Origin of the sequence: Allostigmatella hybrida (assembly GCF_020103775.1) — a bacterium.
GTDB classification, from domain to species: Bacteria; Myxococcota; Myxococcia; order Myxococcales; family Myxococcaceae; genus Hyalangium; species Hyalangium aurantiaca.
On sequence record NZ_JAHXBH010000024.1, the window covers coordinates 32,036 to 55,138 of the forward strand.

A 23,103-nucleotide genomic window follows, 5' to 3' on the forward strand; every position below is an offset into this window, starting at 1 on the left:
TTCCAAAGGGCAAAACAAGGTAGGTGCAACGCGGCGAAAAGACGTGCGGAGGGTAACGGGTGGGATAGGGCCCTGCCGCGAAAAAAGGACCCCGGGTGTGGGCTGATGCCTTCCACAACACAGGCTGTCGCTCCGGGCGTGGCGGAGGCCGGGGAAGGGAATGCCGCGACGCGGTGTGATGCCGTGTTGCCGTGAGGTTCACCAGCGTGTCATGTGCCGGTGGTACGGTCGCCGCCCCTGTGACGCACGCGTTACAGACAAGGAGACTGCCCCTGCACCCCTACTCCCCCTTCTCGTTCCGCCGCTTCCTTCGCCTGTCCCTGGCCCTGCCGTTCGTGGCGGGCTGCGCCCTGACGCTTGCCGGTTGTGATGACGATGACCAGGATCCTCCGCCCCCGCCCCCGGTCGAGCAGAAGGCCCTCGTGGTGGGGCACCGGGGCGCCAGCGCGCTGAGGCCCGAGCACACCCTGGCGGCCTACCGCAAGGCCGTCGAGGACGGCGCGGACATCATCGAGCCGGACCTCGTGTCCACGAAGGATGGCGTGCTGGTGGCACGGCACGAGAATGAGATTTCGGGCACCACGAACGTGTCTCAGGTGGCCAAGTTCGCCGACCGCAAGGTGACGAAGACCATTGACGGGGTGCCGCTCACCGGCTGGTTCACCGAGGACTTCACGCTGGCGGAGCTCAAGGAGCTGCGCGCCCGCGAGCGCATCCCCGCCACGCGCCCCGGCAACACCCAGTACGACGACCAGTTCGAGATTCCCACGCTCGCCGAGGTCATCGCGCTGGCCAAGCAGCTGTCGGCCGAAATCGGCCGCACGGTTCCCATCTACCCGGAGACGAAGCACCCCACGTACTTCCAGTCCATCGGGCTGGCGCTGGAGGCGCCGCTCGTCGCCACGCTCAGGGCGGACAGCTACACCGCGAGCCAGGCCACCGTGTACATCCAGTCCTTCGAGACCCAGAACCTGAAGGATCTCCGCCAGCAGCTGGGCACCTCGCAGCCCAACTGGAAGCTGGTGCAGTTGATGGAGGAGGAGGCCCGCAGGCCGTACGACTTCGCCGTGAAGGGCGATACGCGCACCTATGCGGACCTGATGACCGAGGCGGGCATGAAGGAGATCGCCACCTACGCCAACGGCGTCGGGCCCTACAAGCGCAGCATCATCAACGTGGATGCCGAGGGGAAGTTCCTGCCGCCGAGCAACCTGGTGCGCAACGCCCACGCGGTGAACCTGACGGTGCACCCGTACACCTTCCGCCCGGAGAACGCCTTCATGCCCGCCCCGCTCAAGGTGGCCGGGCCCGACAGCGCGCGCAGCGAGGAGGGGTTGATCGCCGAGCTCCACGCGTACCTCGATGCGGGCATCGACGGGTTCTTCACCGATGATCCCGCCGTGGGCCGCCGCGCGGTGGACTCTTACAATCCCTGAGGGCACCTGCCGTGAGGCGCCGGTCCGCCGTGGGGGCCGGCGCCCCGCCCGGAGGCGTTTCGAGCCTTCGCGCATTTCGTGGGGTGGGTAACGGAGGGGGCTCCCCAAAGGTTGAAGGCGCATGAAATGGCTCGCTAGCGTGCCGGGCATGCGCCACTGGCTTGTGTCTCTGTCCGTGCTGTTGTGGATGTCCTCGGCTTGCCGAAGCTCTCCAGAGCCCTCCCAGGACGGTGGGACCGGGGGGCCACCTCCGGAGACCCCGGACGCGGGCCTGCCTCCCGAGGATGGGGGCGTTCCGCCGGTCCCCCCGCAAGAGGCCAGCGTGGACGTGCCCGTCACCGTTCCCGAGGGCTTGAACACCTATCCGTTCAACACGCCGCGCACCCTCACCGTGCCGCCGGGCTTCTCCATCTCCGTCTTCGCCCGGGTGCCCGATGCGCGCTTCATCGCGCTGGCCCCCAACGGCGACGTGTTCGTCTCCCAGCCTGACCCGCAGGGCGTGGTGAAGCTCCTGCGCCCCCGCGCCGGGCAGACGCCCGAGGTGTTCGACTGGACCACCGGGCTGCGGCGGCCCCATGACATCGTCTTCCACACCCGCGAGGGCACCACCTGGGTGTACGTGTCCGAGACGAACCGGGTGACGCGCTCGGTCTGGACGCCCGGAGAAACGGCGCGCGCGGCGGCCTCGGTGCTCGTGGATGGGCTGCCGGACAGCAGCTCGGGCGAGCTGCAGGGCAAGTACGGGCACGAGCTGAAGAACATCGCCGTGGACTCGGAGGGGCAGCTCTACGTCTCCATCGCCTCCACGTGCAACGTGTGCCTCTCCGACACGCAGAGCACGCCCCAGCGCGCCACCGTGTACCGCTATGCGCCGGATGGGACGGGGGGGCAGCTGTTCGCCAGCGGCCTGCGCAACGCGGAGGGGCTGGCTTTCGAGCCCGGCACGGACACGCTCTGGGTGACGGTGAACGCGCGCGACAACATCCCCTATCCGCACGATGACGGCACCGGAAAGTACGGCCAGGTCCTCACCGAGTACGTGGACAACCACCCGCCGGAGTCCCTTACCCGGGCGCGTGAGGGGGGCCGCTATGGCTGGCCCTTCTGCAACCCCAACCCGGACACGTCGAGCGGCATGAAGCGGATGCCCTACGACCGGGACTACAACCTGAACCGCACCGGGAGCGTGGACTGCGCCCAGATGGACCCCGTGGACCAGGGCATCCAGGCGCACTCGGCGCCGCTGGGGCTGGCCTTCCTCCAGGGCACCGCCTTCCCCGCGCCCTACAACCCGGGCCTCGTGGTGGCCTACCACGGCTCGTGGAACCACACCGGCGGGGTGGGCTACAAGGTGGCTCACTTCGGGTGGGATGCCGCAACGCGCCAGCCCACCGAGGAGCGGGCGCTCGTCAAGGGCTGGGCAGGGGCCAACAAGACGGTCTGGGGCCGGCCCGTGGACGTGGCCGTCCTGCCCGATGGCGGCTTGTTGATCAGCGACGACAAGGCCGGGGCGCTCTACCTGCTGCGCAAGGACTGAGCCGCCTCCCTGCCTGCCAGGGGCGTTCAATTTGTCTCGAAAGTCCGGGCGGTATCCTTGAGTATCCCCCGCCCGGACTTTCCCCAGGACGCCTCGTGAAACGACTCGCCGTGTCGCTGTGCCGCGTGTTCCTCGCCACCGGAGCGCTCTCCTCCGCGTGGGCCCAGACGCCGCCGCCCGCATCCCCGCCGCCCGCGGCTCCGGCGGCCCCTCCCACCTGGAACGTCAACGCGCCGGGCTTCCCCGCCACCGAGGTGCCCCTGGACGTCACCGAGGGCACGTGGATGAGCGTGGACGTGAGCCCCAAGGGGGACGAGCTCGTCTTCGACCTGCTGGGGGACCTCTACACGCTGCCCATGACCGGCGGCGAGGCGAAGCCGCTCTCCACGGGCGCCGCCTGGGACATGCAGCCCCGCTACAGCCCGGATGGCGCCTCCATCGCCTTCACGAGCGACCGGGGCGGCGGCGACAACCTCTGGGTGATGAAGCGCGATGGCTCGGACGCGCGCCCGGTGACGCAGGAGTCCTTCCGCCTGCTCAACAGCCCCACCTGGTCCCCCGACAGCCAGTACCTCGTGGGGCGCAAGCACTTCTCCTCGCGCCGCTCGCTGGGCGCGGGCGAGATGTGGCTCTACCACCGCGCCGGCGGCGAGGGCATCCAGCTCACCGAGCGGCCCAATGATCAGAAGGATGCGGGCGAGCCCGCGTTCTCCCCGGACGGCCGCTACCTCTACTTCAGCCAGGACACCACGCCGGGCCGGGTGTTCGAGTACAACAAGGACCCCAACAGCCAGATCTACGTCATCCAGCGGCTCAACCTGGACACGAAGGAGCTGGAGCCCTTCATCACCGGCCCCGGCGGCTCGGTGCGGCCCACGCCCTCGCCGGATGGCAAGTCGCTCGCCTTCGTGCGGCGGGTGCGCAACAAGAGCGTGCTGTACGCCGCCGACCTCGTCTCGGGGGCCGAGCGCCCGCTGTTCGATGGGCTCGACCGCGACATGCAGGAGACGTGGGCCATCCACGGCGTGTACCCGGCCATGGCCTGGACGCCCGACAGCAAGTCCCTTGTCTTCTGGGCGCAGGGCAAGCTCCACCGCATCGAGGTGGCCAGCAAGCGCGTGACGCCCATTCCCTTCCACGTGAAGGGCACGCGCACGCTGTTCGCGCGCGTCCACTCGCCGCAGGCACAGGCGGTGGCCCCCGATCGCTTCCCGGTGAAGATGCTGCGCTGGGTGCAGGTGTCCCCCCAGGGGAACCGCGTGGTGTACCAGGCGCTCGGCCACCTTTATATGCGGGAGCTTCCCAACGGCCAGCCGCGCCGGTTGACGAAGCAGACGGAGCACTTCGAGATGCACCCGTCCTTCTCCCGGGACGGCAAGTCCATCGTCTACACCACGTGGGATGACGGCGCGCTGGGCACCGTGCGCGTGGTGTCCGCCAGCGGCGGCGAGGGCAAGGTGGTGAGCGCGCAGCCGGGCTTCTACCTGGAGCCGGCGTTCTCGCCGGATGGCCGCTCCATCGTCTACCGGGCCACCAGCGGCGGGTACCTGCTGCCGGGGCTCTACAGCCGGGACACGGGGCTCTACGTGGTGGGTAAGGACGGCGGCACGCCGCGCAAGCTCTCGAAGGACGGGGAGCAGCCGCACTTCGGCGCGGCCTCGGACCGGGTCTACTTCTTGGCGGTGGAGGGCGGGGACAAGGAGGACAAGCGGGAGCTGCGCAGCATCGGCCTGGATGGCACCGCGCCGCGCACGCACCTGACCAGCTCGGAGGTGGTCTCCTACCGCGTCTCCCCGGACGAGCGCTGGGTGGCCTTCCAGGAAGTGTTCAACGCCTACGTCGCCCCGCTGAGCCGGGGGGGCAAGACGGTGGTGGCCAGCAAGGACAGCAAGGCGCTGCCGGTGACGCGCGTGTCCCGCGACGCGGGCAATTTCCTGCACTGGTCGGGGGACTCGAAGCGGCTGCACTGGTCGCTCGGGCCCGAGCTGTTCTCGCGCGAGCTGAAGGAGGCGTTCGCCTTCGTGCAGGGGGCGCCGGAGAAGCTGCCCGAGCCGCCGCAGAAGGGCGTGGACATCGGCTTCCTGGAGAAGGCGGACTTGCCCTCCGGCACGGTGGCGCTCGTGGGCGGGCGCATCGTCTCCATGCGTGGGGACGAGGTCATCGAGGATGGCGTGGTGGTGGTGAGCGGCAACCGCATCACCGCGGTGGGCAAGTCCGGCCAGGTGCAGGTGCCCGCCGGCGCGAAGGTGGTGGATGTGAAGGGCAAGACGGTGATGCCGGGCCTGGTGGACGTGCACTGGCACGGGCCCATGGGCTCCGAGGGCATCCTCCCCGAGCAGAGCTGGGTGCAGCTCGCCTCGCTGGCCTTCGGCGTGACGACCCTGCATGATCCGTCCAACAACTCGGCGGAGATTTTCGCCGCCAGCGAGCTGGGCCGCTCCGGGCGCACGCGCTCCCCGCGCATCTTCTCCACGGGCACCATCCTGTATGGCGCGCAGGGCCCCGGGTACCGCGCCCCCATCGAGACGCTGGACGATGCGCGCTCGCACCTGCGGCGCATGAAGGCGCTGGGGGCCTTCAGCGTGAAGAGCTACAACCAGCCGCGCCGGGACCAGCGGCAGAAGGTGCTCCAGGCGGCGCGCGAGCTGGGCATGCTGGTGGTGCCCGAGGGCGGATCGCTCTTCCACCACAACATGACCATGGTGGTGGATGGGCACACAGGCGTGGAGCACTCGCTGCCCGTGGGCCGCATCTACGCGGACGTGCTCCAGCTCTGGGGCCCGAGCAAGGTGGGCTACACCCCGACGCTGGGCGTGGCGTACGGCGGGCTCATGGGCGAGGAGTACTGGTACCAGAAGACGAACGTCTGGGAGAACCCGCGGTTGATGGCCTTCGTGCCCCGGCGCGTGGTGGACGCGGCGAGCCGCCGCCGCCTGCGCGTGCCGGACGAGGAGTTCAACCACGTGCGCGTGGCCACGGTGGCCAAGGAGCTGAACGGCGCGGGCGTGAGCGTGCAGCTCGGCGCGCACGGCCAGCGCGAGGGGCTCGCCGCGCACTGGGAGCTGTCGATGTTCGGCCAGGGCGGCATGAGCCCCTTGCAGGCCCTGCGCGCCGGGACGTTGGCGGGCGCGGCCTACCTGGGCCTGGACAAGGAGCTGGGCTCGCTGGAGGTGGGCAAGCTCGCCGACCTGATCGTCCTGGACCGCAACCCGCTGGAGAACCTGAGCCACACCGACTCGGTCCGCTACACGATGGTGAATGGGCGGCTGTTCGACGCGGCGACGATGAACGAGGTGGGAAACCATCCTCGACCGCGCGCCAAGCTCTTCTTCGAGCAGGAGGGCGGCGAGGCCTGGGCCCCGGGCGTGACGCACACCCTCGAGGAGGACTGAGGCGGGGTTCCCGGATGAACAGGCCCCTCACGCCCGGGGGTAACAGTAAAAGCAGCTCTGCTCGAATAATTTGATTTTCGCAGTGTACTTCGGGCCGAGCCTCTGGCACCGGCGGGGGGGGGATGACATGGCGATGCGGGTGTGGGGACGCAAGGGTCTGTGCGTGCTGGGCGCTGTGTGGGGTTTTTGGGCCTGTGGCGAGGTCCCCCCTGCCGAGGAGGGCGCGCCGCTGGCCCAGGTGGAGCAGGCCTCGCTGCTTCCCGGTCCGATCGCGCGCTGGGCCCGTCAGAGCCATGGCTCCGAGAACGAGGCCTCGCACGCGGTGGCCATCGACCGGGCCGGCAACATCGTCATGGTGGGCCACTACACGGGCGCCTCCGCGGACGTGGGGGGCAGTGCCTTCCCCCCGCCGCTGGGGCCCCAGGGCACGCGCGCGTTCCTGGCCCGGTACGCGCCGGATGGCACCCACCTGGGCTCGCGCAGCTTCGGCCACACCTCGCCGCCTCCGGACGTTCTCCGGCTGAGCACCCGGTTCCTGGATGCCGCCGTGGATGCCGAGGGCGGAATCACCGTGCTGGGCGAGGGCACGCTGGGCACGGACGTGGGCGGCGGGGGCATGCCCGCGGGCGCCTTCCTGGCCCACTACGGTCCGGACGGGGACTACGCGTGGGCCCGGCCGCTCAAGGGGACGCTGTCCCCCGGCAGCAGCGTCACCGTGGACGCGGAGGGCAACACCCTGCTCGCGGGCTCGTTCTCGGGCAGCGTGGACCTGGGCTCGGGCAGCCCCAGGCGCGCGCCTACGGCGTCGGCCTTCCTCGTCAAATACGCCCCGGATGGCCGGTGGCTGTGGGACCGCATCTTCATGAATGCGCAGCCCAGCCACTTCGGGGATGTGACGCCGGACAACCACGGCCATGTCTATGTGTCGGGCTACTTCACCGGGACGGGCCAGTTCGGCGGCCAGGTCTTCACCGTGCCCGAGGGGCAGCGCGGGCCCGTGATTGCCCGGTACACGGCCACCGGGGAGCATGTCTGGTCCGAACCGCTGCGCGAGCTGGTGGGCCGCGCGGAGTTCCGGGGCATCGCGGTCCAGGGCACCCGGCTGCTCGTCACCGGGGGGTTCACCGGGCGCTTCTCCTTCGGCCGGGACACGTTCGACTCCCAAGCGGAGCAGGGGCTGCTGCTCGCGTACCACCGCGACGGGGGCGAGCTGTGGGCCAAGCCGCTGGGCTCCGCGGCGCTGGATGTGATGATCGACCCCCGGGATGATGCGATGGTGATGGGGTTCGCCGAGCCGGGCAATGCGCTGGGCGTGGGCCCGTTGCCGCCCGCCTCCTCGCGGTACCTGTTCCTGACGAAGGTGGACCGGGCCCAGGGCAACCAGCGCTGGGTGACGGCCTTCGCCGCGGACGGCATCGTCCAGATGAACAAGCTGGCGGCGAGCCTGGATGGGGAGAGCATCGTCTCGGGCATCCTCGCGGGGCCCACGGACTTCGGCACGGGACTGCTCACCCCCGAGCAGACCGCCGCGTTCGTGTTCCGGCTCCGGCAGTAAGGGGCGCGGGAATCGCTTGCGGGGGGAGGGCCGAGGGCTGAGAGTGCGGCGACTTCTTCCGGAGGGCTTCCGTGCTCGTGTCCACCTTCCTGGTTCCATCCCATCTGATGATTCAGCTCCTCACGGCGGCGGCTCCGGCCCCGGCGCCCCAGGCGGCGCCCGCGCTGCCCGTGGCGGAGCGGCTCGTGGGCGCGGCGCTCACCGAGGGCCATGCCTGGACGCGCCTCGCGGAGCTCACGGATGGGGTGGGGGCCCGGCTGTCGGGCTCGGAGGGGGCGGCGGCCGCGGTGCAGTGGGCGCTTCGCTCCTTCAAGGCGGACGGGGTGAAGGCGTGGCTGGAGCCCGTCAAGGTGCCGCACTGGGTGCGGGGGGAGGAGCGGGCGGAGCTTCTCGGCTCGGAGCGCTTCCGGGGCCGGCCGCTGAGCGTGATGGCGCTGGGGGGAAGCGGCGCGACGCCCCCCGAGGGTGTCACCGGCGAGGTGGTGGAGGTGCGCTCCCTGGAGGAACTGGGCGCGCTGGGCGCGCGCGTGAAGGGCCGCATCGTCCTCTTCAACCACACCATGCAGAAGCCCGAGGACTATGGGCGCTTCGCGTCGCTGCGCTCCCGGGGCCCGGCGGCGGCGGCGAAGGCGGGCGCGGTGGCGGCGCTGGTGCGCTCCCTGGCCACCGCGTCCCTGGCCACGCCGCACACGGGCGCCACGCGCTTCGAGGAGGGAGATCCGCGCATCGCCGCCGCCTCCGTCACGGTGGAGGACGCGGAGCTGCTCAGCCGGCTCGTGGCGGCGGGAGGGCCGGTGCGGGTGAAGCTGATGCTCGGGTGCCAGGAGCTGCCGGACGCGGACTCCTTCAATGTGGTGGCCGAGGTGAAGGGCCGCGAGAAGCCGCAGGAGGTGGTGCTGCTGGGCGCGCACCTGGACTCGTGGGATGTGGGGACGGGCGCGCACGATGATGGCGCGGGCGTGGTGATGGTGATGGAGGCCGCGCGGCTGCTGGCGAAGCAGCGGCCCGCGCCCCGGCGCACGGTGCGGGTGGTGCTCTTCATGAACGAGGAGAACGGCCTGCGGGGCGCGAGGGCCTACGCCGAGGCGCACGCGGCGGAGCTGCCGCGCCACGTGGCGGCGCTGGAGATGGATGCGGGGGGCGGGCGGCCGGTGGGGGTGGTGCTCCGGGCGGGAGCGGGGGCGGCGGAGAAGGTGCGGCCCTGGTTGAGCCCGCTGCGGACGGTGGGGGCGGGCGCGCTCATGGAGGGCGAGGCGGGGGGCGCGGACCTGATTCCCCTGCTGCCAGCGCGGGTGCCCTTCTTCGGGCTGAGGCAGGACGCTTCGCGCTACTTCGACGTGCACCACACGCACGCGGACACGCTGGACCCGGTGGCGCTGGCGCAGAGCACGGCCGCGGTGACGTGGCTGGCCTACGCGATGGCGGAGATGCCCGAGCAGCTGCCTCGCCCGGAGGCTCCGACTCCCTCCACGGGACACTGAGAGCGGGCAGACACTCATTTACACAATTGTGTCGATAATCGCAACATGTGCGACTATTCTGTCGACAATTATCGCTCTAAAAGGGGTATATCGACATAATTGTGAACTCTACCGGTCCCACACTTAGAGAGAGATTTTGGAAACACCCTCCTCCCATGCCCCGAGGCGTGGAGGTGGTCCGCCAAGACTCATGGCTTGTTCCCCAGCGGGGCCCCGGGGGGCAGGCAGTCTACGACTTGGCCCGGGTTCTCTTGCCATCCGGGAGTGTTCCCGTCCTCATGGTCTACCGGCCCCAGCTGTTACCTGCGCTCGTGCCGCAACTGCGCAGACGGCTGTTGGAACTGGACGAGGAGTTGAGGCGGCGTGGATCCGCTGGACGCGCTCTGCCCATTCCTCGCGTGCCGATGCTCGTCACGGACGCGGCCAGTGCGGGTGTCATCACCACGTGTGAGCGGGAGGATGTGGCCTTGGTGGATCTGCGAGGCACTTTGTTGCTGCACTCCGAGGGGAAATTCATTCGGGTACATGGTGACGTGCCCGTTCAGCGGCGCTCTCGTGCACCCATCTTTCATGGGAAAGGGGGTCGCTTAGTCAGAATCCTCCTGGCGTCGCCAGAGCAGATCCTGACTGCACGGGAACTCTCGGCGCGGGCTCAGACGAGCTATGCGTACACTCACGGAGTGCTCACGCAACTTGAACAGGATGGGTATCTCACCCGCGCCTCCCGGAACACAGGCTTCCGGCTCCGGGATGCGGTAGGGCTCCTGCGGGCCTGGCTGGAGAGCGGGGAGAAGACGTCCGTGACCGCCGAGGGCTTCCACGCGGCCTCCACAATGCCTGACGCTCTTCGGAGCGGTTACAAGGCGCTGGAAGAGCAAGGGATTCATTGCGTCTTCACCCTGGCCAGTGGCCTGCTGCCAGAGGAGCGGATCGTCTCGGGGTTGCCCCATGGGCTCTATCTGACGGGGTCGATAGAACCTGTCTTCCAGGCCTTTGGGCTCCGGCGAATGACCCCTCATAATTTCTGGATCCTGAGGCCCGAGGTTGCCGCAGAGACGGAGGCCGGCGGGGTGTATCACGCCGCGCGGGCCCTTCCTCACGGGCCCGGTGTGGCCCTGCCGCAGTTAGCCGTGGACTTCCACCACAGTGGGGGCCGTGGAAAAGAGCAGTCCGAAGCCTTGGTGGAGCGCTTCGCCAAGGACCTGCCGCTCTGGACCGGGTCAATCCATGACAGAGCTTGAGCAATTCGAAGCAGTGCTCAGGGAGTTGGCGGAACTCTTGTTGGATCTGGGAGATCTGGCTTCGCGAGTGGTGCTGATCGGTGGGCAGGTGCTTGCGTTGGAGTCCCGTCTTCAGGGGGGCACGGGGACGATCACTCTCAAGACGAGCACGGGCATCGAGGTGGACCGGGGCTTTTCCTTCGAGCCGGACCTGCTGTTCGAACTGGAAGGAGATGAGTTCGCGGCGGATCGATTACCAGAAGTGCTTCGGGATCGGGGGTACCAGCGCGTCCGGGATTTCCGCTGGTCAAGGCCCCTGCCGGGAGGCGCTCAGATGGATCTCGATTTGTTTTCCATGCCCGGAGTCGAGCGTGAGGCACTCCCTGTTCCGATGACCGTTCTGCCCAATGCCCCATTGGCGTTGAAGTTCAAGCGTCGCATCGAGTTCTCGGTGGGAAAGGTCCCCTTGAGGCTCTCGGTTCCGGATGCCGCTGGGTTTCTCGCGATGAAGGTCGAGGCCAAGCTGAAGCAGAGGCCCAAAGAGACGAAGGACTGCTTCGATCTCTTCGCCTATGTCATGCTCATGGGCACGAAGACCGTTTTATCGTCGCTGGCGCAGGCTGATCACGAGGGGCGCCTCATCCAGGCGAAGCTGGTGGATCTCTTTCGCGAGCCCTCCTCACCTGGCGTGCGGGATGTGCTCGAATACGCCAGCAGCTTGGAGCCTGCCGAGCAGGAATTGCTCGCGCAGGCCGTCGTGGACCTCTTCTCGGAATTCTGACGGTTACTTCTTGGCCGGCGCGCTGCCCTCGACCTGGAAGAGCACCCACCGCTCGGCGGCGCGGTGGTCCACGAGGTAGACGCGGCCTGGCTCGAAGGGCACCTCATAGGGCACGGCGAACTTCACGCTGGCGGGGTCCACGGAGGCGTAGTCCTCCAGCTTGCCCTGGCCGAGCGAGGCGAGCCGCGTGGGCTGGGTGGCGAACTTCAGCCGGTCCCCTCCCGGACGGGGCTGGAGGAAGAACGTGTCGCCCTTCATCGCCGGGTCGGCCTTGAACGACTGGTTCTCCGAGATCTGCGCCTCGCGCACCTGCGCGTTCTGGAAGGGGGGCGGCGTGTTCGACAGGACGTAGCGCACGCGCAGCTTGCTCGGCTTCGACAGCCGGATCTCTCCCAGATCCTGGGTCGTGCCCGCCGCCAGGTTGAGGGTCTGGCTCTGTGGCTCGTGCCCTGCTGCCTTGAACCACAGCTCGTAGCGCGCCGGGCGCGGCGTGAGACCTCCCAACTGGAAGCTGCCATCCGGCTGGAGCTTCACCTCCACCTTCGCCCCTGGCCGGGCGGGCTCCCCCTTGCCGGAGGAGGCGGCGACATTCCCGGGGACGATGAAGGCGTAGGCCTGGAGGGGCGTCTTCGGCTCCGAGGCCAGGACCCGGCCCTTCACCGTGCCGGTCTTCTCCGGGGGCAGCGGGTTCAGGGCGATGTCCCCCAGGTGGATGACGTCCTTCTGGGGAAACTCCAGCGGGGAAACGCCCACGGGCTCGTACCCATGCAGGCGAAGCGGAACGAGCTGCTTCGGGTCCTCCATCAGCGCGACGAACCAGCCGTCCTCCACGAGCGTCCCCGGCACGAGCAGCTGCTCCAGCTTGCCAGGACCTCTGGTGATGACAGCGCGGCCGGCCACGACCTGGCCCTTGCCCCGCTTCTGCTGCTCGGCCTTCGCCGCGTTGGCCGCGTTGAGCAGGCGCTGGGCCGTGGCGACCTTGCCCGACTTGCGCAGCTTGGTGAGGACATCCTCGAACGGAACCGGCGGGGTGTCCTTCCCGGGCGTCTTCGGCAGGGGAAGCCGGCTCTCCCGGGGGGCCGCCAGCAGCCGGGGCGGGGCCAGGTTCTGAGGAGAGGAGGCCGGCTGGGCCAGCACGTCCGGGGCCAGGGACAACGCCAGGAACAGGGCAACGCGGGGACGGAGGAGGCTCATCGCCCCCCAGCGTATCCGAGCGGCGTGCCGAGGGAAGCACGCTCGGGTGGCCTTCCCATCCCTCGGGAACCTGTCAGGCTGGGCCGGTGAGACCCCCGACGCCATGGCTGTTGCCGCTGTTGCTCGCCCTGGGCTGCTCCCGCCCCGTCACATCCGACGCCCTGGGGCTCCAGTACGAGCCCCCTTCCGGGGTGAGCTTCGCCTCGGAGGAGGCCGGGCCCCCGGCCGTGGCCCACTTCGAGGGCGGTCTGGAGCTGCGCTCGGTTCCGGGCCCGGAGCTCCCGCTGGAGACGCCTCCCGAGGAGGTGTTCCGCCTCGCCGGGGTGTCCCTGCCCGGCAAGGCCGTGCAGCAGGCCCGGGGAACGCTCCCCGCCGGGGCGGTGGCGCGCTACGAGTTCCTGAAGGGAAATGTGCGTACGCTCGTCTATGTCCTGCCGCGTCCGGACCGCTTCGTGCTCGTCACCTTCAGCGCGCCCGAATCGGACTACGGGCCCCGCTCCTCGCGGGTGGAGCGCTCCCTGTCGACGCTGAAGCTCCTGCGCTGACGCCCGGACGGCACGCAGGGGCTCGCGTGCAGCCATCGGGCGGCCGGGCGCTTGCCTGCTGGGAGGGAGCGGGCGGGAAGCTACCGGGCAAAGCCATTCGTTCAGCCCGTCATGCACCTCAAGCGTCTGGTGATCTTCCTGCCCTTGCTGCTGGCGCTGCCTGCCGCCGCGGCCCCTCCGTCCGTTTGGGGCGAGAGCGCGATGGTGAAGGTCCGGCCGAACCTGGCGCCGCGCGTCCAGCCCGAGCTGCACCTCACGGCGGCCCGCAACGAGTTCGTCTCCTTCCAGGTGGCGCTGCACGGCGGCAACACGGGACTCAATGGGGTGCGCGCGAGGATGAATGCGCTCGTGGGCCCCACGAGCATTCCGGCGGCGGACGTGACGCTGTACCGCGTGGCGTACCTGACGACGGTGCGGCCCTCGGTGCCGGGCACGCCCGTGGGCCCGTGGCCGGATGGGCTGGTGCCGGACGTGGATGAGATTGCCGGCGAGGGCCGCCGCGCCTTCCCGTTCGACGTGCCCGCCCGCGAGACGCGCGCCATCTGGGTGGATGTGCACGTGCCGGTGGATGCGCCGCCCGGCCAGTACCGGGGCACGGTGGAGGTGACGTCCTCGCAAGGCGCGCCCGCGCGGGTGGGCGTGCGGCTGACGGTGGTGGACGCGACGCTGCCCAGCACCCCGTCGCTGGCCACGGCCTTCCTGGTGTGGCCGCCGCACGTGTGCAACGCGCACACGGGCAGCCCGGACTGTCCGGTGGCGAAGCAGGAGGAGCTGCTGGCGCGCTACCACCGCATGGCGCTGGAGCACCGGGTGTCGCTCTCCAGCGGCTTCCCGCGCGCGCCCCAGCCCTTTAGCGCCTTCGAGGCGGTGTGGGGCCCGTTCCTGGACGGCACCGTGCAGACGCGGCTGCCCGGCGCGCGGCTGACGAGCTTCCAGTACGTGGGCGAGCACACGGCGGAGGGGCTCGCGGACTTCACGGCCGGGGCGCAGGCGCGCGGCTGGCTGCCGCGGGCGTATGACTTCGTGGGCGACGAGCCCCCGTATGGCATCTCCTTCGAGGCGCTGCGCCAGAACGCGGAGCTGGCCCGGCAGGTGGCGCCGGAGCTGCGCACGCTGGTGACGACGAACTCGCGGGAACTGGCCCGCCACGGGCTGGAGGAGCTCATGGACGTGGCGGCGCCCGTGGTGAACCACCTGGATGGGGCGGCGCCGCCGTTCCTGGGCAGCCAGCGGGCCACCTACGAGGACTTCCTCTCGCGGCCGGGCCGGGAGCTGTGGATGTACCAGAGCTGCATGAGCCACGGCTGCGCGTACGGGACGAACGCGCCCGAGAACCAGCCGGGGGCCGGGTGGCCCTCTTATATGGTGGACCGCTCGGCGGCGAAGGCGCGCGCGATGGAGTGGGTGTCCTTCCTGGAGGGCGCCACGGGCGAGCTGTACTACCAGACGGTGGGCATGCTGGCGACGGCGTGGACGGATCAGTTCCGCTTCAACGGCAACGGCGACGGGACGCTATTCTACCCCGGCACGCCCGCGGCCATCGGCGGCGCCACGGATGTGCCGGTGGCCTCCATCCGGCTGAAGCTCATCCGCATGGGCGTGCAGGACTACGAGTGGCTCAAGGCCGTGAGCGACGCGGGAGACCCGGCCTTCGCGAACAAGGTGGCCCGTCAGCTCATCCCCTCTGCCTCGAAGGTGCCGGACGAGGGCGAGGCGTTCGAGCGCGCCCGGAAGAAGCTCATCTCGCGCTACCTGGAGCTCACGGGAGCACCCGCGCTTCCGGAGGAGCCGTCCACCCCCGCCCCCGGGACGCCGCCCAGCACCGAGGCGCCCGCCCCTGCCCCGGGGACGGTGCCGGTCCCGGAGGAAGCGTCCCTGCCGGAGCCGCCCGCCTCGACCGGGCCCACGGGCCCGCTGGAGTCCGCGGCGGAGGCGCAGGCCGGGTGCAGCACCGGGGGAAGCACGGGAGCCGCCGGGGGCGCGCTGCTGCTGATGGCGTGGCTGTTCATGGAGCGGCGCCGGGTGCCCGCGCGGGTGCGGGCGCCTCGCCGGCGGTGAGCCCCCCCACGGTCCGGCCGTGATAGAGGCCGGGCCATGAGCCAGAGCGAGAGCGTGGGCCCGGTTCACATCCGGGAGGCCCGGCCCGAGGATGATGCCGCGATCGGCGAGCTGCTCGTCGATGCGTATGTGACGCAGTACGCGAAGAAGCTGCCCGAGGTGGTCTACACCGACGAGCGCAAGCGCGCCCTGCGCGACGTGGCGTCCAAGCGCGAGGCGGCCACGGTGCTGGTGGCCGAGGTGAACGGGGAGGTGGTGGGCACGGTGGCCCTCTTCCCGCCGGGGGCGCCGGGCTCCGAGGCCTGGGTGCCCCACGCGGCGGACCTCCGGCACCTCGCCACGGCGGTCCGCTACCATGGCCAGGGTTTGGGCAAGCCGTTGCTGGATGCGGCCGAGGCGCTCGCGCGCACGTGGGGCGTGGCGGCCGTGGCCCTGCACGTGCGCCGGGGCGTCGCCGGCGTGGCCCGCATGTACCAGCAGCGCGGTTACGTCCGGACCCCGGAGGGGGACCTGGACACGCCCTCGGTGTACCTGGAGGCCTACCTTCTGAGGCTCCAGGGCTGAAGCCTGACGTGAGGCTCAGCGGCGCAGGGAGCTGGCCATCAGGGCCAGGCCTCCCACGAGCAGGAAGGCAGCACCCAGCACGCCAAACAGCAGCGGCATCAGCCACAGGTTGAGGAAGTTGTTGATGCGCACCTGCTGCGGATTCGCCGGGTTGTAGAGCAGCGTCACCTGCGCTCCTTCCCGGTAGCGGGGCGGGTTGGAGCCCACGGGGGAGACCACCTCGTGCTGCGTGCCCTCCTGCGTCTGGTAGCGCAGCACCGGGTAGTAGGTGGGCTTGCGGTTATGAAGGCGCGAGTGGTTGCCCACCACCTGGGCGTGTGTCTCGTGGGCCAGGGCGAGGAACCGCCGGGTGCGTACGAGGGTGACCAGACAAATCACCCCCATGCCCACACCTGCCGCCAAGAAAATGAACCCCATGGTGCCCGCCCTGCAAGGACTTCGTGGAGCGGCCAGGAGAGCCCAGGTGGAAGCCTCACGCAAATGAACAGCCCTCGCTTGACTGGCGGTGCCCAGACGCTGACGCTGGCCCCATGGCGGAGAGGCTCGTCTTTGATTACGCGGTCGAAGGGTTCTTCCTGCGAGGGCTCTCCGGACAAGTCACACCGCGGTTGAAGAACAAGCTCCGGCAGGCGGGGATCGATCTGGACCAGAAGCTGCTGCCCGCCTACCCCTTCGAAACGTGGCTCAAATGCCTGGAGCTGACGGCCGCCGAGCTGTTCCCGGCCCTGCCCGAGAAGGATTCCTGGTGGATGCTGGGCGAGCTGATGGTGCGAGGCTATCAGCAGACGCCCATGGGCTCCGCCATGCTCACGTTGCTGGCGGCGCTGAGGCCGCACCAGCGGCTGGGGCGGCTGCAGAAGAGCCTTCGCTCGGGCAACAACTACACCGTCACCCGCACCAAGGCCGTGTCCCCCACCGTGGCGGAAGTCTGGGTGAATGACACGAGCCACGTGCGCTACTTCGTGCAAGGGCTCATCTTCGCGGGGATGCTCCTGGGCCGGGTGACGGGGCTGACCGTGGACATCCTGGAGAGCGACGCGGAGGGCACGACGTATCGGATTGCCTGGAAGGAGCCCCAGCGAGGGTGAGCCGCCCGCTGTTTGCTGAACACCCGGAGGCTGCTGGGTTGGTTGGCAGACAGCCCCCGAGGGGGCGGAACGCTGGGGGGAGTTGCGGTTTCTCCAGCCGCCCCTGCTAGGATCGGGTCTTTCCCTGTTTCCCAGGGCGCCCCCGGGAGGTCCCCGTGTCCTTTGTGCAGCTTCCCGCAAGTCCCATTGTCTGCCGCAACCTCGTGGGAGGAGAGTGGGTGTCCCCCGTGGGCGCCGAGCTGCTCGAGGTGCGCAGCCCCTACACGGGCGGGGTGATTGGCCGGGTGCCCCTGACGCCCCTGAGCGGCGTGTCCCCCGTGGTCGAGGCCGCGAAGAAGGCCTCCGTGGGCTGGCAGGCCATGGGCCTGCGCGAGCGCACCGTGCACCTGTCGCGCTTCCGCGCGCTGCTGGAGAAGAACCTGGAGCGGCTGGCGCACCTCGCCGCCAGCGAGGCCGGCAAGACGGTGGGCGAGGCCCGCGCGGGGATCCTCAAGGGGCTGGAGGTGTGTGACTTCGCCCTCTCGCTCCAGAACCTGGACACGGGCGGCGCCATGGAAGTGAGCCGCGGGGTGACGTGCGAGTTCCGCCGCGAGCCCCTGGGCGTCGTCGCCGGCATCACCCCCTTCAACTTCCCGGCCATGGTGCCCATGTGGATGATCCCCACCGCGCTCGCGGTGGGCAATGCCTTCATCCTCAAGCCCTCCGAGAAGGTGCCGCTCACCGCGTGCGCCCTGGGCGAGCTGATGCTGGAGGCGGGGATGCCCCCGGGCGTCTTCTCGCTCGTGCACGGCGGCAAGGAGGCGGTGCAGGGGCTGCTGGAGCACCCGGACGTGAAGGCCGTGGGCTTCGTCGGCTCGTCCGCGGTGGCCCGGCGCGTGTACGCGGAAGGGGCCGCGCACGGCAAGCGCGTGCTCGCCCTGGGCGGCGCGAAGAACCACCTCATCGTCGTGCCGGACGCGGATCCGGCGCTCACCCCGCAGGCGGTGGTGGACTCGTTCACCGGGTGCGCGGGCCAGCGCTGCATGGCCGCCAGCGTGCTCGTGGCGGTGGGTGAGGTGCAGCCGCTGATCGACGAGGTGGCCCGCCGCGCGGCGGCCCTGGAAATCGGGCCCGGCATGGGCGCGCTCATCGACCGGGCGAGCCAGGAGCGGCTGGAGGCGGCCATCGCCCGCGCCGAGTCCGAGGGCGCGCGCGTGCTCGTGGACGGGCGCGGCAAGAAGCCCCAGGGCGCCGCCTGGGCGGGGGGCCACTGGCTGGGCCCCACCCTCTTGGACCACGTCCGCCCGGACATGGAGGCGGCCCAGCGCGAGCTGTTCGGCCCGCTCATCTCGATTGTCCGGGTGCCCACGCTGTCGGCGGCGCTGGAGCTGGAGGCCGCCTCGCCCTACGGCAACGCCGCCTCCATCTTCACCACCAACGGGGCGGTGGCCCAGCACGTGGTGGAGCACGCCCGGGCGGGCATGGTGGGCGTCAACGTGGGAGTGCCCGTGCCCCGAGAGCCGTTCTCGTTCGGCGGCATCAACGAGTCCCGCTTCGGCCATGGCGACATCACCGGCCCGGGCGGCGTCGAGTTCTGGAGCCAGACGAAGAAGGTGACGCGCAAGTGGACGGCGCGCACCGATGGCTCGTGGATGAGCTGAAGCCTTCCCGCGGTTCTCTTGCAGTTCCCTCGCGCCCTCGCGGCGTACCTGAAGGAGGGCGTCGTCGATGCCCGATAAGAAGCCGGTCAATCACATCCGCCTCACCTCCCACCCGGACAGCGACTCGCAGGCCGTCCGGCTGCACTGGGGGGATGCGGAGCCCCTGCGGCGAGGGCCCGTGGTGGCCACCCTCACCGATCACGCGCACCGCAACGTCATCGGCACCCACGCAGGCTCCTACGCCATCTACCGCGCGCTGGCCGTCGCCGCGGGCAGCCTGCCGCAGGACCACCGCGCGGACCTGACGAACACCGCGCCGGCGGAAGAGATTGGCCCCTTCCCCTCCTGGAAGGACCCGGAGCGCATCGTCTCCATGGACCCCTGGGGCGCCGTGGCCCCGCAGGTGTTCCGCGCCTACATGGAGCAGGGCGTGGACATCCGGCCCACCATCGCCATCACCCGCGCGCACATGAACATGCCGGAGCTGCGCGATGCCATCACCGCCGGGCGGCTGGTGCCGGATGGGCACCACCTGACGGCCAACGGGGACCTGAAGGTGACGAAGGCGGCGGTGGAGCCCGTGTGGCACCTGCCCGGCATCGCCAAGCGCTTCGGGCTGACGGAGAGCGCGCTGCGCCGCGGCCTCTTCGAGCACACCGGCGGCATGTTCCCGGAGCTCATCACCCGGCCGGACCTGCACGTGTTCCTGCCGCCCATCGGCGGGCTCACCATCTACTTCTTCGGGAAGATGGAGACGATCTCGGATCCCAACGTGCCCCTGGCGGTGCGCGTGCACGACGAGTGCAACGGCTCGGACGTGTTCGGCAGCGACATCTGCACGTGCCGGCCGTACCTGGCGCATGGCGTTGAAGAGTGCGTGCGCACGGCGCAGGCAGGCGGCGCGGGCGTCATCGTCTACTCGCGCAAGGAGGGCCGCGCGCTGGGCGAGGTGACGAAGTTCCTCGTGTACAACGCGCGCAAGCGCCAGGAGGGCGGGGACTCGGCGGCCACCTACTTCCACCGCACCGAGTGCGTGGCGGGCGTGCAGGACATGCGCTTCCAGGAGCTGATGCCGGATGCGCTGCACTGGCTGGGCATCACCCGCATCCACCGCTTCGTGTCCATGAGCGATATGAAGTACAACGCCATCACCCGCTCGGGCATCGAGATCCTCGAGCGCGTGGCCATCCCCGATGGGCTCGTCCCCGCGGACGCCCAGGTGGAGATGGAGGCCAAGAAGGCCGCCGGGTACTACACGCCGGGCAAGGTGGCCAACACCCAGGAGCTGCAGCAGGTGAAGGGACGGGACCTGGATGCCTGAGGTCTCTCCGTCCGTCGCGTATTTGAGGAGCCCGCGCGCCGTGCGCGAGCGCTGCCACCGGCTGCTGGAGCTGGGCCGCGCGGACCGGCTGCCCCACTTCCGCGTGCGCATGGAGCAGCTGCCCGCGGTGGCCGACTACGTGCTGAAGGTGACGCGCGAGGCGTACCCCACGCTGGACATCCCCGTGCACAGCCGCTGGGGCCACTTCGACGTGGGCAGCGTGGCGCGCAACGCGGAGCTGGATGCGCGCCTGGCCTCGCTGCCCCGCGAGGAGCGGGCGCGGGCGAAGCTGGACCTGGTCATCACCAGCGTGTTGCTGGATGCCGGCAGCGGGCCGCGCTGGAAGTACCACGAGGCGGGGGGCGGGCAGTACGCGCGCTCGGAGGGGCTGGCGGTGGCCAGCTTCCGGATGTTCCTCGCGGGCGCGTTCTCGTCGGATCCGCACCAGCCGCTGCGCGCGGACGCCGCGGGGCTCACCGGCCTCACGCGCGAGGCGCTGGCGCGCGGGTTTCAAGTCACCGAGACCAACCCCCTGGAGGGGCTGGACGGGCGGCTGTCGCTGCTGCACGGCCTGGGGCGGGTGCTGCCCCGGCCTGGGGCGCTGTATGACGCGCTCGCGCCCCGCGGGGGCACGGTGCGGGCCTCCGCGGTGCTGGGCCTGGTGCTGGAGCGGCTGGGCCCCATCTGGCCGGGCCGCATCACCCTGGACGGGGTGAACCTGGGCGATGTGTGGCCGCACTCCAGCCTGGGGCCGCCGGAGAGCGCGGACGGGCTGGTGCCTTTCCACAAGTTGTCCCAGTGGCTGACGTACTCGCTGCTGGAGCCGTTGGCCGAGGGCGGCCTCGAGGTGACGCACCTGGATGAGCTGACCGGGCTGCCCGAGTACCGCAACGGCGGGCTGCTGGTGGACCTGGGGCTCCTGGTGCCCCGGGACGGGCGGCTCTTGGAGGTGGCCTCCCTGCCGGGCTCCGAGCCCATCGTCGAGTGGCGGGCGCTCACCGTGGCGCTGCTGGACGAGGTGGGAAACCGGGTGCGCGAGACGCTGGGGCGCACGCCCGCGCAGCTGCCGCTGGCCAAGGTGCTCCAGGGCGGCACGTGGAGCGCGGGCCGGCGCATCGCCGCGGAGAAGCGCGCGGGGGGCACGCCGCCCATTCGCATCGAAAGCGACGGAACGGTCTTCTAAGTCATGCCCGGGGCGCTATGAAGGCGCCTGGGTCTCGTTAGCCGAAGGGAGAGGGCACGTGAGTCAGGACTTCCCGAACTGTACCGTGGTGGATCACCCGCTGGTGAAGCACAAGCTCACGCTGATGCGGCGCGTGGAGACGAGCACGGCGAGCTTCCGCGCCCTGTTGCAGGAAATCTCCCAGCTCCTGGCGTACGAGGCCATGCGGGACCTGAAGCTGCGCGAGGAGACCATCCAGACGCCGCTGGCGACGATGCAGGCGCCGGTGCTGGAGGGCAAGAAGCTGGTGCTGGTGGCCATCCTCCGGGCGGGCCAGGGCATCCTGGACGGCATGCTGCAGCTTGTCCCGTCCGCGCGCATCGGGCACATCGGCATGTACCGCGACCCCGAGACGCTGATGGCGGTGGAGTACTACTACAAGGTTCCGGGACAGCTCACGGACCGCGACGTCATCGTGTGTGATCCGATGCTGGCCACGGGCAACTCGGCCATCGCCGCGCTCAGCCGCATCAAGGCGAGCAAGCCCGGGAGCTTGCGCTTCGTGTGCCTGCTGGCCTGCCCGGAAGGGCTGGCGAACCTGCGCGAGCACCACCCGGACGTGCACGTGTACACGGCGGCCATCGACGAGCGGCTCAACGAGCACGGCTACATCCTGCCGGGCCTGGGCGACGCGGGTGACCGGCTCTTCGGCACGAAGTAGCGGCCAACACTGAACGCCGTCCTGTCCGGAAGTCGGACCGGACTTTGAAAACAGACCCCCGATGCTTTCCCTCCCGGTTGTTCACCAGCCGAGGAAAGCATCATGTTTCAGCCCGATATCAGCAAGCTGCAGGAGGATGTCTTCGCTCTCGCGGTGTTCGCGAATCTGTCCGAGGGGCTGCGCCAGGACACCGGCGCGGGCCAGGACATCGAGGCGCGGACCCAGGAGGCGCTCCACAAGGCGCTCGCGAAGGCCCAGCCCTTCATTGGCGGGTGGAGCGTCGTGTGGGGGCCGAGTGTCCACGTGGACCCTGCGAGCGCGTTCCCGGTCCACACGATGTATGTCGCGCAGTCCACGCTGGACCCCGCGCAGTATGTCGTCTCGATTTCGGGGGCGGGCACCGCCTCGGTGTTCGAGTGGATGGCGGAGGAGTCGCTCGTCGCGTTGCAGGTGCCCTGGGGGACGGGGACCGAGGCGGCGGACGCCAAGATTTCCCTGGGCATCGCCAGCGGCCTCTCGGTGCTTCAGGAGATAACGCCGTCGGGCCCACGGCCGGGGGCGGGCACCTCCCTGGCCCACTTCCTGAAGACGCTCACGGGCGCGAAGGTGAAGGTGAATGTCACCGGGTTCGGCCTGGGCGGCACGCTGGCCTCGACGGTGGCGCTGTGGCTGGCGGACACGAGGGGGCACTGGGATTCCCAGGGCAATGCCCAGCTCACCTGTCTGTCTTTCGCGGGCCCCAGCGCGGGCAATGGTGCCTTCGCCGCGTACGCGGACGGCAAGCCGGGCCTCACGATGGTGCGCTTCGCCAATGATCTGGACCTGGTGACACAAGCGTGGAGCGCGGCCTCGCTGGCGAAGGCCGCCACGCTCTACAGCCCCATCATTCCGGGAACGGAGTCCATCCGGGCGCTCGTGGAGAGGGCGGAGCACACCACGCGGAACGCGGATTACACCCAGGTGCAGGCGCTGGCGCCGCCGCTGATGGGGCGGGTGAAGTACAACGATGGCTTCATCACGGTGCCTCCGAGCCCGGGGGGGCACCTCGTGGATTTCATCAAGCAGGTGGGCTACCAGCACACGGGGCCCTATTTCCAATGGTTCCACTTCAACCCGGAGTGGATGGAGGCGCGTCCCTCGGCGTTCGATGGGGACTCCCGCGCGCTCTTCGCGGAGCTGGCCCCCGGGGTGCGCCGGGCGCTGAAGGCCGCGGGCGTGCAGCCCCCGCCAGAACTGCCAGGGAAGAACGAGGGGGAGGAGCCGCGCACGCTCCAGGCCGGCCGCGAGCGGTACCCGGTTCCCCGGAGCGCCGAGAGCCCGGAGGCCGAGCGGCTCGTGAATGCCCTGGCCGCGACGCTCCAGCGGCACGGGGCCCCGCGACACTGAGAAGGGGCTGCCGGGAGGGCTT

18 protein-coding genes are annotated in these 23,103 nt (G+C 70.2%); 16 read left to right on the top strand and 2 right to left on the bottom strand.

What is annotated here, in order from left to right; genetic code table 11:
• Positions 1 to 239 precede the first annotated feature (239 nt).
• The 7 genes from KY661_RS27910 to KY661_RS27940 all read left to right on the top strand — a co-directional run bounded on the left by KY661_RS27910 (position 240) and on the right by KY661_RS27940 (position 11,402).
• The gene (locus KY661_RS27910; RefSeq protein ID WP_225413110.1) at positions 240 to 1,436 is read left to right on the top strand and encodes a glycerophosphodiester phosphodiesterase; all 1,197 of its coding nucleotides are present in this window, start codon (positions 240 to 242) and stop codon (positions 1,434 to 1,436) included.
• A 121-nt stretch (positions 1,437 to 1,557) separates the two neighbouring features.
• Positions 1,558 to 2,973 (top strand): PQQ-dependent sugar dehydrogenase, encoded by a 1,416-nt coding sequence (locus KY661_RS27915; RefSeq protein ID WP_225413111.1) that lies wholly within the window; start codon positions 1,558 to 1,560, stop codon positions 2,971 to 2,973.
• Positions 2,974 to 3,068: 95 nt separating this feature from the next.
• Positions 3,069 to 6,365: an amidohydrolase family protein gene (locus tag KY661_RS27920; protein WP_225413112.1), complete on the top strand. Its 3,297-nt coding sequence runs from the start codon at positions 3,069 to 3,071 to the stop codon at positions 6,363 to 6,365.
• A gap of 127 nt (positions 6,366 to 6,492) precedes the next feature.
• Positions 6,493 to 7,920: a hypothetical protein gene (locus tag KY661_RS27925; protein WP_225413113.1), complete on the top strand. Its 1,428-nt coding sequence runs from the start codon at positions 6,493 to 6,495 to the stop codon at positions 7,918 to 7,920.
• A gap of 71 nt (positions 7,921 to 7,991) precedes the next feature.
• On the top strand, positions 7,992 to 9,401 hold the full coding sequence (locus KY661_RS27930; RefSeq protein WP_225413114.1) for a M20/M25/M40 family metallo-hydrolase: 1,410 nt from the start codon (positions 7,992 to 7,994) through the stop codon (positions 9,399 to 9,401).
• A 278-nt stretch (positions 9,402 to 9,679) separates the two neighbouring features.
• Entirely contained in the window at positions 9,680 to 10,642 is a 963-nt protein-coding gene (locus KY661_RS27935; protein ID WP_225413115.1) for a hypothetical protein, read from the top strand.
• Positions 10,629 to 11,402, top strand: a complete 774-nt coding sequence (locus KY661_RS27940) for a hypothetical protein (protein ID WP_225413116.1) — start codon at positions 10,629 to 10,631, stop codon at positions 11,400 to 11,402. The genes KY661_RS27935 and KY661_RS27940 overlap by 14 nt, the downstream gene beginning before the upstream one ends.
• A gap of 3 nt (positions 11,403 to 11,405) precedes the next feature.
• Here the strand turns inward: KY661_RS27940 and KY661_RS27945 are convergent, their stop codons facing one another.
• Positions 11,406 to 12,596 (bottom strand): hypothetical protein, encoded by a 1,191-nt coding sequence (locus KY661_RS27945; RefSeq protein ID WP_225413117.1) that lies wholly within the window; start codon positions 12,594 to 12,596, stop codon positions 11,406 to 11,408.
• Between the two features lie 86 nt (positions 12,597 to 12,682).
• Between KY661_RS27945 and KY661_RS27950 the strand changes: the two genes are divergently transcribed.
• The 3 genes from KY661_RS27950 (at position 12,683) to KY661_RS27960 (ending at position 15,763) form a co-directional block, all read left to right on the top strand.
• Positions 12,683 to 13,141, top strand: coding sequence for a hypothetical protein (locus tag KY661_RS27950; protein ID WP_075005858.1), 459 nt, complete (start codon positions 12,683 to 12,685; stop codon positions 13,139 to 13,141).
• 111 nt (positions 13,142 to 13,252) lie between these two features.
• A complete protein-coding gene (locus KY661_RS27955; protein WP_225413118.1) occupies positions 13,253 to 15,199 on the top strand; it encodes a DUF4091 domain-containing protein in 1,947 nt (648 codons plus the stop codon).
• Between the two features lie 36 nt (positions 15,200 to 15,235).
• Entirely contained in the window at positions 15,236 to 15,763 is a 528-nt protein-coding gene (locus KY661_RS27960) for a GNAT family N-acetyltransferase (protein WP_225413119.1), read from the top strand.
• A gap of 15 nt (positions 15,764 to 15,778) precedes the next feature.
• Here the strand turns inward: KY661_RS27960 and KY661_RS27965 are convergent, their stop codons facing one another.
• Complete coding sequence (locus tag KY661_RS27965) at positions 15,779 to 16,180, bottom strand: DUF3592 domain-containing protein (protein ID WP_075005855.1); 402 nt, start codon at positions 16,178 to 16,180, stop codon at positions 15,779 to 15,781.
• 113 nt (positions 16,181 to 16,293) lie between these two features.
• On the opposite strand from KY661_RS27965, the gene KY661_RS27970 reads away from it, so the two are divergent.
• The 6 genes from KY661_RS27970 to KY661_RS27995 all read left to right on the top strand — a co-directional run bounded on the left by KY661_RS27970 (position 16,294) and on the right by KY661_RS27995 (position 23,081).
• Complete coding sequence (locus tag KY661_RS27970) at positions 16,294 to 16,851, top strand: DUF2378 family protein (protein WP_075005854.1); 558 nt, start codon at positions 16,294 to 16,296, stop codon at positions 16,849 to 16,851.
• Positions 16,852 to 17,006: 155 nt separating this feature from the next.
• Complete coding sequence (mmsA, locus tag KY661_RS27975; RefSeq protein WP_225413120.1) at positions 17,007 to 18,491, top strand: CoA-acylating methylmalonate-semialdehyde dehydrogenase; 1,485 nt, start codon at positions 17,007 to 17,009, stop codon at positions 18,489 to 18,491.
• 67 nt (positions 18,492 to 18,558) lie between these two features.
• Positions 18,559 to 19,812, top strand: a complete 1,254-nt coding sequence (locus KY661_RS27980; protein WP_225413121.1) for a GTP cyclohydrolase II — start codon at positions 18,559 to 18,561, stop codon at positions 19,810 to 19,812.
• Positions 19,805 to 20,995 carry a URC4/urg3 family protein gene (locus KY661_RS27985; RefSeq protein WP_225413122.1) on the top strand — a complete coding sequence of 397 codons (1,191 nt, stop codon included), beginning with the start codon at positions 19,805 to 19,807 and terminating at the stop codon, positions 20,993 to 20,995. The genes KY661_RS27980 and KY661_RS27985 overlap by 8 nt, the downstream gene beginning before the upstream one ends.
• Before the next feature lie 58 nt (positions 20,996 to 21,053).
• Positions 21,054 to 21,695 carry a uracil phosphoribosyltransferase gene (gene upp, locus KY661_RS27990; protein ID WP_093522841.1) on the top strand — a complete coding sequence of 214 codons (642 nt, stop codon included), beginning with the start codon at positions 21,054 to 21,056 and terminating at the stop codon, positions 21,693 to 21,695.
• A gap of 102 nt (positions 21,696 to 21,797) precedes the next feature.
• Positions 21,798 to 23,081: a lipase family protein gene (locus KY661_RS27995; RefSeq protein WP_225413123.1), complete on the top strand. Its 1,284-nt coding sequence runs from the start codon at positions 21,798 to 21,800 to the stop codon at positions 23,079 to 23,081.
• Positions 23,082 to 23,103: the final 22 nt, after the last annotated feature.